This window comes from Pedobacter mendelii, from assembly GCF_014635725.1.
Classification (GTDB): domain Bacteria; phylum Bacteroidota; class Bacteroidia; order Sphingobacteriales; family Sphingobacteriaceae; genus Pedobacter; species Pedobacter mendelii.
On sequence record NZ_BMDJ01000014.1, the window covers coordinates 23,496 to 39,865 of the forward strand.

Annotated in this window: 18 protein-coding genes; 7 read left to right on the top strand and 11 right to left on the bottom strand. The window is 32.7% G+C overall.

Going from position 1 to position 16,370, the window contains the following annotated elements; translation table 11 throughout:
* Positions 1-47 precede the first annotated feature (47 nt).
* A complete protein-coding gene (locus IEV50_RS18310) occupies positions 48-512 on the top strand; it encodes a hypothetical protein (protein ID WP_188417143.1) in 465 nt (154 codons plus the stop codon).
* Between the two features lie 158 nt (positions 513-670).
* Here the strand turns inward: IEV50_RS18310 and IEV50_RS18315 are convergent, their stop codons facing one another.
* Positions 671-940, bottom strand: a complete 270-nt coding sequence (locus IEV50_RS18315) for a hypothetical protein (protein WP_188417145.1) — start codon at positions 938-940, stop codon at positions 671-673.
* 202 nt (positions 941-1,142) lie between these two features.
* Positions 1,143-1,373, bottom strand: a complete 231-nt coding sequence (locus tag IEV50_RS18320) for a hypothetical protein (protein WP_188417147.1) — start codon at positions 1,371-1,373, stop codon at positions 1,143-1,145.
* 222 nt (positions 1,374-1,595) lie between these two features.
* On the opposite strand from IEV50_RS18320, the gene IEV50_RS18325 reads away from it, so the two are divergent.
* Entirely contained in the window at positions 1,596-1,754 is a 159-nt protein-coding gene (locus tag IEV50_RS18325) for a hypothetical protein (protein WP_188417236.1), read from the top strand.
* 59 nt (positions 1,755-1,813) lie between these two features.
* Here the strand turns inward: IEV50_RS18325 and IEV50_RS18330 are convergent, their stop codons facing one another.
* The 4 genes from IEV50_RS18330 to IEV50_RS18345 all read right to left on the bottom strand — a co-directional run bounded on the left by IEV50_RS18330 (position 1,814) and on the right by IEV50_RS18345 (position 7,318).
* Positions 1,814-2,032, bottom strand: a complete 219-nt coding sequence (locus IEV50_RS18330; RefSeq protein WP_188417149.1) for a DUF6965 family protein — start codon at positions 2,030-2,032, stop codon at positions 1,814-1,816.
* A gap of 106 nt (positions 2,033-2,138) precedes the next feature.
* Positions 2,139-4,805 (bottom strand): family 78 glycoside hydrolase catalytic domain, encoded by a 2,667-nt coding sequence (locus IEV50_RS18335; protein WP_188417151.1) that lies wholly within the window; start codon positions 4,803-4,805, stop codon positions 2,139-2,141.
* 337 nt (positions 4,806-5,142) lie between these two features.
* Positions 5,143-5,925: an endonuclease/exonuclease/phosphatase family protein gene (locus IEV50_RS18340; protein WP_229746795.1), complete on the bottom strand. Its 783-nt coding sequence runs from the start codon at positions 5,923-5,925 to the stop codon at positions 5,143-5,145.
* A gap of 295 nt (positions 5,926-6,220) precedes the next feature.
* Complete coding sequence (locus IEV50_RS18345; protein ID WP_188417155.1) at positions 6,221-7,318, bottom strand: AI-2E family transporter; 1,098 nt, start codon at positions 7,316-7,318, stop codon at positions 6,221-6,223.
* A gap of 454 nt (positions 7,319-7,772) precedes the next feature.
* Between IEV50_RS18345 and IEV50_RS18350 the strand changes: the two genes are divergently transcribed.
* The 3 genes from IEV50_RS18350 to IEV50_RS18360 all read left to right on the top strand — a co-directional run bounded on the left by IEV50_RS18350 (position 7,773) and on the right by IEV50_RS18360 (position 9,545).
* Entirely contained in the window at positions 7,773-8,039 is a 267-nt protein-coding gene (locus IEV50_RS18350; protein WP_188417157.1) for a hypothetical protein, read from the top strand.
* 106 nt (positions 8,040-8,145) lie between these two features.
* Complete coding sequence (locus IEV50_RS18355; protein ID WP_229746796.1) at positions 8,146-9,162, top strand: 2-hydroxyacid dehydrogenase; 1,017 nt, start codon at positions 8,146-8,148, stop codon at positions 9,160-9,162.
* Between the two features lie 152 nt (positions 9,163-9,314).
* Positions 9,315-9,545: a hypothetical protein gene (locus tag IEV50_RS18360; protein WP_188417159.1), complete on the top strand. Its 231-nt coding sequence runs from the start codon at positions 9,315-9,317 to the stop codon at positions 9,543-9,545.
* Positions 9,546-9,613: 68 nt separating this feature from the next.
* Here the strand turns inward: IEV50_RS18360 and IEV50_RS18365 are convergent, their stop codons facing one another.
* The 5 genes from IEV50_RS18365 to IEV50_RS18385 form a co-directional block, all read right to left on the bottom strand.
* Complete coding sequence (locus IEV50_RS18365) at positions 9,614-10,156, bottom strand: hypothetical protein (RefSeq protein WP_188417161.1); 543 nt, start codon at positions 10,154-10,156, stop codon at positions 9,614-9,616.
* A gap of 240 nt (positions 10,157-10,396) precedes the next feature.
* Positions 10,397-10,996, bottom strand: a complete 600-nt coding sequence (locus IEV50_RS18370; protein WP_188417163.1) for a cupin domain-containing protein — start codon at positions 10,994-10,996, stop codon at positions 10,397-10,399.
* Positions 10,997-11,202: 206 nt separating this feature from the next.
* On the bottom strand, positions 11,203-11,403 hold the full coding sequence (locus IEV50_RS18375) for a hypothetical protein (protein WP_188417165.1): 201 nt from the start codon (positions 11,401-11,403) through the stop codon (positions 11,203-11,205).
* A 413-nt stretch (positions 11,404-11,816) separates the two neighbouring features.
* On the bottom strand, positions 11,817-11,966 hold the full coding sequence (locus IEV50_RS18380) for a hypothetical protein (RefSeq protein ID WP_188417166.1): 150 nt from the start codon (positions 11,964-11,966) through the stop codon (positions 11,817-11,819).
* A 400-nt stretch (positions 11,967-12,366) separates the two neighbouring features.
* A complete protein-coding gene (locus IEV50_RS18385) occupies positions 12,367-14,937 on the bottom strand; it encodes a M1 family aminopeptidase (RefSeq protein ID WP_188417168.1) in 2,571 nt (856 codons plus the stop codon).
* Between the two features lie 385 nt (positions 14,938-15,322).
* On the opposite strand from IEV50_RS18385, the gene IEV50_RS18390 reads away from it, so the two are divergent.
* Positions 15,323-15,637 carry a hypothetical protein gene (locus tag IEV50_RS18390; RefSeq protein WP_188417170.1) on the top strand — a complete coding sequence of 105 codons (315 nt, stop codon included), beginning with the start codon at positions 15,323-15,325 and terminating at the stop codon, positions 15,635-15,637.
* Positions 15,630-16,319 (top strand): competence protein CoiA family protein, encoded by a 690-nt coding sequence (locus IEV50_RS18395; RefSeq protein ID WP_229746797.1) that lies wholly within the window; start codon positions 15,630-15,632, stop codon positions 16,317-16,319. Before IEV50_RS18390 ends, IEV50_RS18395 begins: the two co-directional genes overlap by 8 nt.
* Positions 16,320-16,370: the final 51 nt, after the last annotated feature.

Here is a 16,370-nt window from a genome sequence, read left to right on the forward strand (position 1 = left end):
TTTTTTCATCTAAATGCGCTCTCTAATTCGCAGATTTAATTAGAAAGATGAATAAGGCAGAGGATTTTTTTTTGGTATTACAGGTACAGGTAAATATAGCGGAGCAGCTAAGGAATGAGTTTGACCAGTTTTGGCGAACTGATGTGGGCAGCAGGAGCGAAGCTACTATAACTTATCTCATCAGGCACACGGCTTTGCTTTCTTCTTTTGAGAATTTGCTGTTTATGTTTTGCTCCCGCGAGGTTTGGACTTATGGTGGGATGGGTGCTAAAGCTTTGAAAAAGGGATTTGACGGCCCAATTTATTTATTATCTAATGGGGATGCCATAGATAAGATGAGAATGCTTTGTGGTCAGTTTGAGAAAGAAGTAAAGGATATTTTAGGCCTTTTTAGCTTGCCGGCAGAACTGGATTTTCTAGAAAACGAAATAAACCATATCAAGAAGGTTAACGCTCTCGCTCTCAACAATTTTGAAACAATTCACCGTGATTTTGTTTATGATGGTTTATAATTAATTTCTAATCATCTGTAAACATAAAATAATTAATAGCCATTTTACTTGTAAGGAATTGAAAAAATTAACGCTCTTGTTTTTGTTCCTAATGAATTTATGTTAAAAAATCAATTAGTATTTTTGTATGAATAGGTGTGAAATGATTAAACATAAAATTAACCACAGAAACTTTTTGTTTTAATGGTTAGGGCATCATAAATTTCTTTTGCTAAATCATTTTCTGTCATTTTAGTAATAATTGCATATACCGGGTTAATGATAATCGATACTAAATTTAAATTATCAGATTTGATTTTAAGCGATTTATGATCTGAACTGAGATGGGTTTCAACATCAAACATGTTAACAGAAATGACTTCCATTGCATTAAGATAGTTAAGTGCCGTTTTATTAAATGGGATGTATATATATTCTTTTATAAGCATAAATTAGACAACATAGAATTTTAAAAATAGTTTCGGAAAATGGAATCTATTTCTAAGCTTAAAATAGGAATCAGTATCTAATTTATGTTTAAAGAAGAATTTCCAACAGAATTTCAAATTTATATGTTGTTCAAACTGATATTAACTTAACTGAGCTGCGGGTTTTGCTTTATCCAGGTGTTTATGTTGATAAGAAAGCCTCTTAAATTGGCGCTGTATAAAATACCTCCAGAACAATACAATTAAATCCAAGCCGGTTTAATAAGGAAACAACAATATCGTTAACATCTTCAGATGAATCAATTCTTAAAATTTTATCACAATCTGAAAGGTCTATGTTCCAGCTTAAATCGGGAACCTGATGATTTAAATTTGATATAAGTTGATTCAAATCTATTTCTGAATGCACATTTGTTTTAAATACGGATATCATAAGTTCAGTTTTTAATTTCTGGAAATCATATTGCAGGAATTGAGTTTTTTGAGGTAGACGAATGAATAGAGAGATTACTTTAATATTTTTTAAAAAAAATAGATTTTCTTTTGTGCGTTCTGCCCGATTTAGAATAGATATTAAACTTTCGGTGTTTAATCTGGTCAAATTAATACACAAAGTATAAAACTTGATTTATTGTTTAATTAAAACATTTAGGTTATGAAAAGAATAGTTTATGTTATGCTATTATTTATAATGGCAATTAATTTTACTGGATGTGTAGTTAGAACAAGAGCACCGAAGGCACATTGGGTACCTGGACATTACAATGTTGGTCCTTATGGCGGCAGACATTGGGTTGCAGGACACTACCGCTAAACTGAGATTTGAATTGTTGCCATTGGTAGCATCCGATGGCAGCATTTACGTTTTATATTCTAAGCGTTTGCTTCTACGATTAGCTTTAAAGCTTTTAAACGCCAAATAAGCGGTTGGTTAACGCGACTAGTTGGATCAATTTTTAGTGGTGTGAAATGGCTTTCTAAAAAATGTTCGTAATTATTAATTATCGTTGCCTGATTTAGGTAGATAGGAGTGGCCTGTTTTTCGGCGTTCTTAAAAAATTCTTCAAGTTTATTTACTTCTTCTATCGTCATAATTCAAATTTAGTAAAAAGCAAGGCATATTACAGATTTGCTTTATAACTTTCGTTTAGTTTCCTGAAGCTCAGTAATATCATTTTTCGGTATAATTTTTAATGCATCAATTAGCCAAATTTTCATATTTATATTCAAAATAATAATTACCAGAACCAACCATTTCTTTTTTATTGTTTTTTGGAAGTAGGATAGTAGCACTTGTATTTGATGGAATAGTTATATCAAGTTTAAAAATGCCATTGTTTAACGTCCATGATGATTTTATTTTTCCATAACTTGTTTCAAGTTCAGCATCTGCGCTAGTTAATCCACCGCCGGGCTTAGGTGAAATTATGATGGCCTTATATCCCGGCTGTTCTGCAACTACATTAATTCCTGCTATGTTTTTATACATCCAATCGCCAATTGCGCCATAAGCATAATGATTGTAAGAATTCATATTAGGTGTTTGAAAACTACCATCTGGTTTTATACCATCCCATCGCTCCCAAATGGTTGTTGCACCCATTTTAACCGGATATAGCCATGAAGGATATTTTTCTTGCATTAGCAAATCATAAGCTATATTTTCGAACCCAAAACGGCTTAGCACATGGCATAAATAAGGCGTTCCTAAAAAGCCTGTTGTAAGGTGGTTGCCATAACTTTTTACGTTTTGAACCAATCTTTCTGCAGCCTGCAGCCTTAAATTTTGAGGAAGCATATCAAATTGTAGCGCAAGTACATAAGCAGTTTGCGTATTAGAAACAAGTTTTCCGTTTGGTGTCATATATTCTTTTAAGTAAGCTGTTTTAATGCGTTCTTGCAATGCCTCGTATAATTTAGCATCTTCATTTTTATTTAAAACCTTCGCTGAATTTATTAGCAGTTGTACAGAATGTGAGTAAAAAGTTTGTGCAATCATATACTTATCTGTAACTGCTGCACGGCCATCGTTATCATCATCGGGGCGATAGAAAAGCCAATCTCCAAAATGGAAGCCGCTATTCCATAAATCATTTTTTGCAACTGATGAAACATAATCAACCCATTTTTTCATACTTTCATATTGTGCTTCTAAAATACCTTTATCACCATATAAAACATACATGTCCCAGGGTATTATCGTTGCAACATCTGCCCAGCCGGCAGAACCATTAGCACCTTCATTAAGTACATTAGGCACTACATAAGGTATACTTCCATTGGGTAACTGATCTGCTTTTACATCCTTCAGCCATTTTGTAAAAAAACCAGAAACGTCCATGTTGTAAGCCGCAGTTTTTGAAAATGCCTGTGCATCACCTGTCCAGCCCAATCGCTCATCCCGTTGCGGGCAATCAGTAGGTACATCAACAAAATTGCCTTTTTGTCCCCATTCAATATTATGCTGTAGCTGATTTAAAAGTGGATTAGAGGTGCTAAACTTCCCTGTTACTTTCATATCCGAGTAAATCGCAACGGCTTTAAAGTTTTCTAAATTAATTGTTCCCGGATAACCTTCTACCTTTATATATCTAAATCCCTGAAAGGTAAAATGTGGTTCAAAAACCTGCTCATCGCTACCTTTCAAAATATAATTATTTTGCTGTTTGGCACTGCGTAAATTACTTGTGTAAAAATTACCTGCTTTATCCAAAACCTCGCTATGGCTTATTGTAATTTTAGTGCCCGATCGTCCTTTTGCTTTCAATATTACCCAACCAACAAGGTTTTGTCCAAAATCGATAATGGTTTCGTCTTTGGGTGTTTTAATAATTTTTATCGCTTTAAATTCCTCATGTTTTTTTACTGCAGGTCCGCTCATGCCAATTAGTTTTTCAGTTCCTTTATCTAAAATTCTTACTGCTTTCCACGAGCTATTTTCCTGATAACCAGCAGTTGTCCATCCTGGCAGTTCGAGCCTTGCATCGTAAGTTTCTCCATCATAAATACTCGATGCCAAAATAGGTCCATTATTGCTTTTCCAGCTTTCATCCGAACTAATAATTTCTTTTTCCCCATCTGTATACTCAATTTCGAGCTGTAGTAATAACGCTCTGGTATCTCCGTAAAATTTATTCTGATTATCAAATCCTATTCTACCTTTGTACCAGCCATCCCCGAGTGAAATGCCAATCGCATTTGCCCCATTTTTTATTGAGCCAGTAATATCATAAACCTGATATTGAAGATGATTTTTATAACTTGTCCAGCCGGGTGATAGATATTCATTCCCCAACCGCTTACCATTAATATTTGCTTCATATAAACCTTTAGCAGTAATGTATATCATTGCCGACTTAATTTTTTTATTGAGGTTAAACTCTTTTCTAAACAGAGGGCTAATTAAAGAAGTATCCTGATTTGGGGTGCAAATCCACTTCGCGGTCCAATCTGCCACACCCAAGCCTGTTTGAAAATACTGAATTGCTGACCAAGGAGAGGTGTTTCCATGATTATCTTTTACTTTAACTTGCCAATAATATTTAGTTTTAGACAAAAGGGCCGGACCTTCATAAGCTGTAAGCACAGAATGGTCATTTTTTTTAGCAATTTTTACTGAATTTCTATCTGTAATTAAAGGATTATTGCTAATTCTAATTTCATAGCTGGTTTGCATTGTATTTTGCAAATCGGAGTTGATTTTCCAACTAAACCGTAAGTGGGAATTATCGACACTGAGTGGATTTATTTGATGCTCTACCGTTAAATTATTAACAGAAAGTTTTTGAGCGAATGTATCCATATTGAAAATTATTATCATGAAAAACACTACTAATAAAAATGGGTTATTGATTAGCTTGCTCATAACGATTTTATTTGTTGGTTTATAAAAGTTTAAATTACTTTACTAAAACGATTTATCGAAATATTATAATGAAACTATTAAAAAAGTTACTTTAGTTTAAAGGAATATTAGCGCTAGTATTTTTTATATCCGAACATCTTTTAGTTAGAATGATGTGAAGGAAAATTGCATTAGTTAATTTGGTAATTAAGGTTCAGCTTTTACTTTTGCCGATGGAAAGCGGGTAAAGTGGACGAATGTGGAAGTCTTGAAAACTGTTGACTGTAATATGTCGGGGGGGATCGAATCCACCGCTTTCCGCTATATTCTTAGAAAGGCTATTAGTTTATCCTTTTTATTAAGTAGTCGCATTTATTTTTTCTGCTGCAAATTGAATATCTTCTTCAGATGCTTCCGAAACATTATTAAGCTTTTCTATTTGAGGATTATAATGCAAGTTAACACACATCGGAAAATGATCTGAACCACAACTTTTTAATCTTTGTATAGAATTTAAAGAAAAATCCGGTGAACAGAAAATATGATCGAGTGGAAAGCGAAGGAAGAAATATTTAGCGTTGAAGCTATTAAAAAAACCTCTTCCACGTCTTGGATCGAGCAAACCACTTATTTTGCCAAAAAGTTCAGTTGTATAACTCCATGCCACATCATTTAAATCGCCCATTACAACAACAGGAAGCTTGCTGTTTTTTGCTTTTTTAGCTACCAACAATATTTCCTTATCACGCTCGGTAGATCTTGGGTTTTCTTGAGGTACAGGAGGCTGCGGGTGAAGGCAGAAAAGTTTAACCATTTGGCCTGATTTTAACTTAACTTCTGTTTCTATTGATGGAATATCTTGCTCCACTAAATATTTTACAGTTCCGCCATTAAATTCAAGTTTAGAATATAATAGCATTCCATAGGTGTTTTCTAATGGGATTTTTATCTGATAAGGGTACTGACCTTCGAGCGAATCCATTTGTTTTTGCCACCAAATATTAGTTTCTACCAGCAATATTACATCTGGATTACAACTTGAAATTAATTTGTGATAATCATCCGATTTTTTGTTTTCCTGGTAAACATTAGCAATGAGCAGTTTAAGGCTGTTAGAATCTGTCGGTAATTTACTGCTCACAATCTGCTTTCTTCCTAATGGAGTAAAAGGAAGTACTAGGTAAATGAGGTAAACTAAATTAAGCAACAGTGCAATAAAAACTAGTATATCTGATAGCTTTTCCGGGTTTAAAAAAAACGTTAAACAAAATAAAAGTGCACCATTCAAAATCAATTTTTGGATTCTCGGGTATTCGAAAACCCTGAAAATCCAGAAATCATGCCGAATGAATGGAATAATTGTAGCGCATATTATAAAGATGCTTAAGTAAACAAATATATCTTGTATCAAACCCTTAAATTTATATAACTGTGTGCTAATTTTTTTCAGAAAGAGCAGGTTTTTTTCTTCTTAGGCGTTTAATTTGCCCCATGTGCTCAGTTGGTATAGTATCTCCAAGTAGCTTACCCCAAGGTTTTAACCCTTCAATTCGATCAAAAATTATCTTTAATACTGCAATAAACGGAATGGATAAAAACATACCTGGAACGCCCCAAAGCGCAGCGCCCAAGAGCACAATAACGATGGATATTAACGCATTTATTTGCACTTTAGAAGACACAATTCGCGGTACAAGAATGTTATTATCAATAAATTGTATCAATGCATAAGCGCCAACAATAAGCAGCTGTGTGGTAAAACCATCTGTTGTTAAAGTGGCCATAAGTACAGGAAGTAATATTGCAATAATTCCCCCGATGTATGGTAGCAGATTTAAAATAGCTCCAATTACACCAATTAAAATTGCATTTTGTACACCTAAAATTAATAGTGCACATGAATTCATAACGGCAACTATTGACGTTTCAATCAACAAGCCAATGATGTAACTTTGGATTGCAGATTTGGTCTCTGATAAAATTTCACCAACCTTTTTCTGGTTTTCTTCAGAAAAAACCTCATACAGGAAATTCAGTATTAAGGTTTTATAAAACATGATTAGAAAAGTATAAACAGGAATTAAAAATATAACACTTAATACCCCAAGTACGCCACTTAAAGTTTGTCCAATCATCGCTTTGCTACCTTTAGCGGCATCATTAAGTATTTCTACCTGCTTTTGAGTGGTTATGCCAAATGTTTCATGAAGCCATTTTTGTCCAATAATCAGCAATTCTGAAAACTTTTGTTTCATTTGATCAAGGTTATCGAAGAAATGTGCGATTTGTGAAGAAAGAAAATACATTAGTCCGAACAGAATTAATACTGCTATTATCATGGTTAGTAGTATGCTCAAAACCTTTGGCATTTTTCTACCGAGGCGGTTGGCTAATGGATTTAGTAAGATTGCAATAAGTGTTGCAAATGCAAGCGGAACCAGTACATCCCGAAGTACATTCAGTATAAATACAATTATAACAAGGCCTAAAAGTATAATCGGCGCCTTAATGTAGAATGGGAAATTTTTAACCATGGTTATTTAAATGATTATGTTTAACAATAAATATAAATAAATGTTTAACTATATACCCTCTTAAATTAATTTGCAATTAACAAATCAATAAGATACTTTTGAAATCTGGAAAAACGTAATAGAGGATAGCTTGCTATCGTATTAAGCGACTTTTTCCTTAACCTTTTTATAATGAGTTAGGGAGAATTAAAGCGTAACTAATACATCTCTTTATTCGTTAATCTAATTTAAAATTGTGGATTACAGGAATCAAAACATTTTCATGATCTTTTGAGTAATTGATTGTTTTGTGCACTAACCCCACGCCATTTAGCCTATCGTTTTGTTACGATAGGCTTTTTTATTTTCACTTAAGGTAATGACTTTTGTCAACTTGTTTTTTCTAACAATCGTTAATGCCATGCTTAACGCAAAAAACTTTGTTGCTATTTTTATTTTATCTAAGTTCTCCAATATGAAAGCAATAATTGAAAAGCAAAAGATAAGATCTTTTTTAAGAAAGATGGATCTGGAATGGCCGGGTAAAATCGAGCGTGTAAGCTTTAAATCAGAAGATTTGGTGTTTGTTCATTTACAGGATGATATTCCTCCTGTAGAATTTGCCGAGAGTTTATTGCCTAAAGTTAATGTATTTGTCGATTTCTCTACACCACTAAAAATATGTTTTTTAAATACAGATGGAGAAGGCAGCAGCAGTTTAGTTTTTAACTGGGTAGCATAATTTTATATTTTATTAATTTCGGGTGAATGCTATTTAGCAGTTGCTCGCTCTTTTTTTAAGCACTGTTTAAGTTAGTGTAATCAATTCCTCCTGCCTACGGCTTAATATGATTACATTAGGAGAAAACCATATTTTTATGAAAATTGCTGTATTCAGTACTTGTTCTTACGATAAAGATTTTCTTGAACTTTTAAATACAGGGCATGAATTATCTTATTTTACGGAAACCCTCAACCTGCAAAATGTTTTACTTACAAAAGGATTCGATGCGCTGTGTATTTTTGTGAATGATAAAGCAGACGCTGAAATATTACCAAAACTAGCTGAAAATGGTATAAAGTTAATATTGCTTCGTTGTGCAGGTTTTAATAATGTTAATCTGGAGGTGGCAGGAGAACTTGGAATTAAAGTACTTCACGTTCCTGCATATTCGCCAGAAGCTGTGGCAGAACATGCTATGGCAATGATATTAACATTAAATCGCAAAATACACAAAGCTTATAACCGGGTTCGTGAAGGAAACTTTTCATTGGAAAACCTAATGGGATTTAACATGCTTGGGTGTAAGGTTGCCTTGATAGGTACTGGAAATATTGGCAAAGCTTTTTATCGGATTCTAAAGGGATTTGGTTGCCAGGTTTCAGCTTTCGATCCCTCACCTGATGCAGAACTTCAATCGGAAGGCTTAAAATATGAAAACTTAAAAGATGTGTTAAATGATGCAGAAATCGTTTCATTGCATTGTCCTTTAAACGAAGATACCTTCCATATGATTAATGCAATAACTTTAAAACTCTTTAAAAAAGGCGCAATGCTTATCAATACCAGCAGAGGTGGTTTAATTGCAACGGCTGATGTAATTGATGCATTAAAATCCGGTCAGCTAGGTTATCTTGGACTTGATGTTTATGAGCAGGAAAGTAAACTTTTCTTTAAGGATTTATCTGCCAACATTATACAGGATGATCTTATTTCGAGGTTAATTTCGTTTCCAAATGTATTAATTACTGCCCACCAGGGTTTTTTTACAAAGGAAGCAATGTCTCAAATTGCAGCAGTTACATTTTCTAATGCAGATAATTTTTGTAAAGGACTTCCAATGAATAATGAATTATTGAATTAACGTAAGTCTTTGGTTATAAAAACAATAGCTTTAGAGAATATTAGTTGATTTTTTCTTGCTTGGGTCCCATTTTTTGTTAAAAAATGTGAAATGTGAACAAAATTTGCATTAAAGTTGTATGATTAGTAAGTAATTTTTTTAGTTTTGTGTTTATGGAACAACGCAAATCCGATCTAAAAGACTTTTTAAAGAAGGTAAAAGAATTACGTGGTTTTGGAGATATGAATTCTTATCAGGTTGTTAGAGATTTCAAGTATCTGGCGGAAGATGAGCCTGATGAGAAATTAGATGTAATTATAGAAGACCTCTCAAATCCTCAAACTTATAAAATCGGTAAAGAAAAACTTATTAAAAAAGTAGAACATAAATTAAAAGATTTATAACAAGGCTTTAATAAATTATTTTCTTCTTTTTCTTAAGTATTCAAAACTTACCCTCCTAAAGCTAAATCTCAGGATTTATTTATCGATACTGATGCTAGATGGTATTGGAGCCTTTGCCATTCAAGAACATTCAAAACCTTTTTCTGATCTATTTTCCTCCAGGTATCACCTTTATTTAAATAAATTTGAACTGTTGAAGGAAACGCCTGTGTAGAGTTTTTTACTGTACCATATTTCTTATTATTCAACAATTGAAATAAAGCGTAAATCTTAAAATATTTTTCACCAATTTGGCGATTTATTATTCCAGATAATAAAGTTTTTGTGATGGATGCTTTCTGTAGTTTGCTTTTTCCTCTAAATTTTGCGTTCCATTCATCAGGAGATTTAGGTATACAAATAATTTTAGCTGAACCTAGCTTTAGGTCGTTGTAAATTAACATTGGTACATTGCTAATGTATTTTCCTTCCTTTCCAGATTGAAGAAAACCGAGCCATGAAGCGGTGATTTTGTTTGGATTACTAAATAAATCTTTTTCTTTTATTACTGCACTTTTTGGTGGCTCAAATAATAGCAAACAGATGCTTAAGGATAAAAGTGGGATGTTCATTCAGTTAGAAATTTTGAGCGGATTATAACGCAATATAGGGCGTTGAAATACGTTTTGCGTTATCCGATTTCCAAAATGACATTTCATAAATTATTGCGTATGATTTGTCAGTTTACGTGCAGTTGACAGATCACTTACACTAATTTTTTTTTTGGTTGTATCTGTAGGCTTTTAACTCATTTAATAACTTAATAGAAAATACAATTATGTATATATTAAAGATTTAAATAGCCAATTATTTCAAACCGTTAGATGCTGCAGAATAGCAGTTACCCTTGGCGAAGTAATTTTTACTGTATGCGGTTTGTGCAAAGGAATTGCCATAAAATCACCCGGAAACATATTAAATTCCTCGTTATCGATTGTACAAACGCATGTTCCTTCGAGAATTAAAAAACTTTCTAACTCATTTTCATGTATTTCTTCCTCAATATCAATTTCTGATATAACCAGCATTTGCATCGTTTTCTCAGAGGAGGTTAACAGATGGGTGAATTTATCTTGAATGAGATCTTTTGGCATCAATTCTTTCAAAGAATTTAACCAAATTTTATAATTAGAGTTTGCTTCAATTAACGGAAGATTTTTTAAATCAAGGTTTAACTGTTTATTAATTTCAAAAAATAGAGAATCCATTTTTCTATCAATTTCAGAACTCGTTAGTAAAGAGTTTTCCATCGCATGTTTTTCCAAAAAGATTTCGATTTTATCTATTTCTTCTTTGATTTCAGGGTAAATTAAGCGCAGTTTTTCAACTTCGCATATTTCGTCTACTTCCAAAAGATTTAGCACGTAAAGTTCAAGTAATCCGCTTTCAATAATCTCAACAACACTTTTCATTTAATTACTGCTTAATTATTTTTTCAGTATGACTATCAAACCTAATTTATTGGCTTGTAGTGATATCTAATCAGTGATGAATATAATCCGATAAGGCGAATATATTCATTTAAGTTGTATTTATTTTGTTGTTAAAATATTTAATGGAGCATTTATGCAACAAGTTCTATGTGTTAATATTCAGTTCTATATTTTTAAAGTTTGTATTAAACTTTCTTTTTAGATTTTTTTGCTTCTGAATTTTCTCCCGTAAGTAAACCGGCCAATAGTTCAAACTTTTCTGGATGTTGGTTATATTCTTCTTCTATAGTTTGCCATTGCTGAAGATCTGCTTTTGCATTTTCTACTTCTGCTTTTAAAAATTCTATTTTGTTTTGCAATAACTTGCTTATGTTTTGATTTGCCATAAGGCAAAAATAAAAGCTTCTTTCTTTATTAATGACACCTTTTTCTTGTAAAAATATAAGTGCTTCTTTTTCAGTCTCTAAAAAAAAATGAATGTATCTTTCTTTCTGTTTGTTTGTAACGAAATTTTATCAAACAAAATCAAATACAACTTGTCTTTTTCATTATATAAATAAAAAATGATGAATACATTGGATTTTTCGAGCTATATACAACCGTCGAAGCGATTTAAAGAAACTACTAATTCGCAAATTGTTCAAGAAAATATACCTGATTTAATGCAAAAAAGGGAATTTTTATTAAAGGGTCTTTTAGAGCATTTGAATAAAGTAACTGATTCATTTGAGTAATTTATATCTATAAGCAGATAAAGCATGATGTATGTTATTTACAGTGCCTAAATAATGGATAATGACTAGCCTGTTTTTAATAAATTAACTTTAATTTCAGGAAATTTATTTTCAAGCCAATCGGCCATAAATTTAGCTCCCCATTTTTCGCTGGCAATGTGACCAAGTGCAATTAACGAAAGTTTTTTTTCCGCTGTTTCTTGCATCTCTAACATATTCTGCAGTTTCCCATTCAGATATTTAGATGGTTACCAACACATCTGGCTTAAATCCTCCAATAGCTTCAATTTGACTTTTTCCACCTGCTGCTCCAACCATAAGTAATTTTCTTCGTTTAAATATGAGCCTGTTTAAAATTTATCTAATAATTTGTTTATGCTTCTTTTCGGCTGCAACATCGTTAAATATTTCAAGATAGGCTGGCTATCTCTGCAACATTTGCCTTGTTTCGCTCAAAAAATAAGCTACAACATTTTCACAATATTAATTTAAACAGGCTCTATGTTTTTATCTGTTTTATTTTTCATAGGAGTCTATAAAAATGAATTCCATATTAAATAATATTTATTTCAGCATTATTAAATTAATCAATTTTAACTTATAATACTGAATTTTTTAATTGTTGTTTTTAATAATCTCTTTCGCCCGAAAAAGATTATCTGTTGATTGCAAAATTTTATCTTTCAGTTTTGGATTATAATTAGGATGATTATTTAAAAAATCTGTAACAACTTTTTCAGCTTCTGGTGTTTGATAGTTGCCAAATATTGCTGATAGCCATGATTGAGGGAAAAATATATCTCCTGTTTTCTGTATCTCCGTTAAAAGTGTAAGGCTTTCGGGCAAATATTTAATGGATTTAGTTTGCCTTAGCGGATGATGCAGGTAAGAAAGTGCTGTTGTTACAAAAGCTTCTTTCTGACGGTTTTTTCTTTCTCTCAAACTATAGAAAAAGCTATCTCTTTCTGCCTGAACGGAAGAAAGTGCGGGCATTAAAAATACCAAACGGTTTTTACGATCGATATTTGTAATTCTTTGCAGTTGTTGTTTTAAAACATTTTTTGCTGTATCAGATTTCAAGGCGATTGATAATGCGAGTCCTGTGTAATCATCATCAATTAATTTTATGCCTGCTGGCGGATTTTGATTTTGCCAAATGGTGTAAATATTATTTGCTGCTTCGGTAGTTAAATAGATGTTTTGATACGTACTGAAAAGGATTTTCTTATTATTTGCCCTGGTTTGCTGCTCAATTGATTGCCATAATGCTTTTTCAAGATTTGGAGCCATTGCTAAACGATTTTTTGGTGTTGTAAAAGTCCAGTATAAACTGCTGATGTAACCTGTTATTAGCCTTAAGTTCATTTCATTCTTTTCTATGGTTAAACCTTTGGTTAGTAATAGTAAAAGTTCTTCAGCGTTTAAATATTTGCCTGCAAGTGTATTTTCATAAGCATTTATATAGGCAGAAGCTCGTTCCAAAGGATTTTCTAATAGAAAAACACTTTCCAACATCAATTGCTCTATCGGAAATAATCCGTAACCTGCACCATCTGCGTTAAACAAAATAAATTCAGGCTTTTCTAAATTTTTGGCTTCGTTTAAAACTGTAGAAGCATTCTTAATGTTAACGGATATGGTTTTATTATGATTTGGGTAGAATAGTTTAACGCTAAATGCTTGCGGCCACACTCTTGGATTCCCTCTTTCTGGTTTTTGAGAGATGCTGAAATTGCTAATTTTATTTCCGCTATAGCTAATTTTAGATTCAAATACCGGTCTGCCAGGTTGATTTACCCAAACCTTATTCCATTGATATAAATCTGTTTCAGTGTATTTGCTTAAAATGGCAATTAAATCGTTCCAATCGGCATTGCTGTATCCAAACTTTTTTAAATATTCACGAATTCCTTTTTGAAAGTTTTCTTTTCCCATAAGTTGTTCCAATTGCTTCATCATAATTGGAGCTTTGTGGTAAATAATATTGCCATACATGGAGCCTGCATCCTGTAAATTATCCAACTGTTGCCGAATCGGATTTGAGCCTTCGGTTCTATCAATACTGTATGCAGCAGGGTAGTGGTCTAGAAGGAATTTAAGATCGAAAGTATTTTTTCCCATCAATTTCTCAGTCACCTTATCAGCCATAAAATTGGCAAAAACTTCTTTCATCCAAACGTCGTTAAACCATTTCATAGTTACCAAATCTCCAAACCACATGTGAGCGGTTTCGTGTGAGATTAAATTTGAGCGGGAAATAAATTGGTCGCGAGTTGCGCCTTCATCCAAAAATAAAGCCGAAGATTTGTATTGCACTTCACCTGGATGCTCCATTCCACCAAACTGAAAATCTGGAATGGCCATGAAACCTACTTTTTGAAAAGGGAAGGGAATGCTGGTCCATTTTTCTAAAAAATCGATGGCATCTTTATGTGCGATAAAAACCGAATCCACACTAAGACTTATCTTTTTTGTATCCGTTTCGCGATGAAGAAATTCCATAGAACGGTTGCCTAATTTTTTTTTTAGTGTATTGAATTTACCAGCTGCAAAAGAGAAAAGATAAGTTGATAATTTATTTGAATTAGCGAAATGATAAGTTGTATTTGTGGCACTAACAACAGAATCTTTTTTTATTCCGTTGGCTAAAACTTTCCAATCTTTCGGCACGGTTAAAGTAAGTTCGAATATTGCTTTAAGATCTGGTTGATCGAAACATGGAAAAACTGTTCTGGCATGATCTGGAACAAAAAGCGCATACAGATAATCGGTATTTCGATTTAGCGATTCATTACCTGCAATAAATTGTATTTCGATTTTATTTAAACCCTTTAAAAGATTTTTTTTATCAAAAAGTAAGTGTTCATTCTGAAGGTTCACTAAAATTACTTTTCCATTAACTGAAATACTTTTTATGTTCCTAGCATCCTGTTTAAAGTCTAATTGGAGTATTGATGGCAAATCTTTTAACTCAAAATTAATTTCCTCAGCAGCTACAATTTCTGACCCTTTATCAGCAGGGATATTAAAATTGAATTTGTAAAAGATATTATCGATAATCGCTTTGCGTGACTTTGCCAAAGAAAAAGATACACCCGTTTCTATTGGTGGTTTTAGGGTGCTTTGAGCAAATAAACCAGAATTAAGAAGCATTAATAAGAAAATAATTTTTAGTGAAGATTTCATTATAGCTTAATAATTTAACGTAAAGTGCAGATTTTATTTTGTAGTAATTAATAAATAGATATGGAAATATAGCTTTAAAGCCTGAATATATAAAATTGGATTCTTTTTACAGCTAGGTAAGTATTCAACAACTCGTACATTACACTTTATCGTTGCAGAAAGTCTGTATTGCATGTAATACTTAATTATTTTAAAGATTTCCCATAAAATAGAAATAGTGATATGTTAAATTTTATTTTGCTAATCAACAGTCATTTACCTTTACCGCTTTAAAATTCTGTTTCAAATATTTGCATGCTAAAAATATTAGTATAATTTTGCGTTTGTTTCAACAAACAATTAGCTCTTTTTGTTGTGTGTGAAGGATTAATTTGAATATATTTTTATGACGGTTACGGTACTTGCTATTACAGAAACTGATTTTGTTCCTGATGTTTCACTTTCCAGAATCATGAATGAACGTTTAAAACGGGCCGCGGCTGAGTTGCAGGATATCCATTTACAGCCAATGCTCGCCGTTGGACAGCGTAACGATGATTTAGTGGTGTATATTAGCTATAACCCGAAATATACCATCAGGTTTCGCGTTGTTAACGATGTGCCACAGGATGTTGAAAATTTCGTTGCCAATACTTGCGGTAATCTGGGCTACATAAAATGGAAAACCAACGTTGTGAACATTTTTAAAGGAAATGATTAGTGGCGAAAATCAACATATTATAAACGATAGCTTAATCTCGCAGCAAGCTGAATTAAATTTACCTCCGCTTTGGGTACCAGAAAAATACCATAAAGAAAGCATTTGGCATAGAAACTGGAAAAAGGCTTTCCCGGAAAGTTACCGGGAAAAAAGTTTTTGTTGTGAAAAAACAGGGGAGCTGCATAGGGCAGATGTTTTTACGCCCTGCCTAACTGCAATAGAATTCCAAAATTCACCTATTAGTTTAGCAGAAATGCAAAGCAGAGAAGCCTTTTATCCAAATATGATTTGGATACTTAATGGCAAAAAATTTAAAGGTTTCAAAATATTAAAGAACTTGCCGCATCCTGATGATTTAAAATTAGTTGACTACGAATTTTGCAACAGCGACCATTTATCTATGGTTCGCAAAGCTGACGTTTTAGCTGGATTTATAAAACCCAAAGTTTTAAACTTTTATCATCCTGAAATAAAATGCGTAGCCATATCCTCTAACTTTTATCATTTCTGTTGGAAAAAACCACATGCCGTTTGGTTTTCTGCCAAAGCGCCAATAATAGTCGATTTGGGTGGGTATTTTCTTTATAAAATGCGAATTAGAAAACAACTTTCAGGCGATTTCCCTTACCTAGAAATGATAAACCGAAAAACTTTTATTGAAAAATATTTGTGCTTTGGATGAAATGAGCAACAACAATTGGGTAATATTTCCTTCCAACTGTTTCCTAACCGT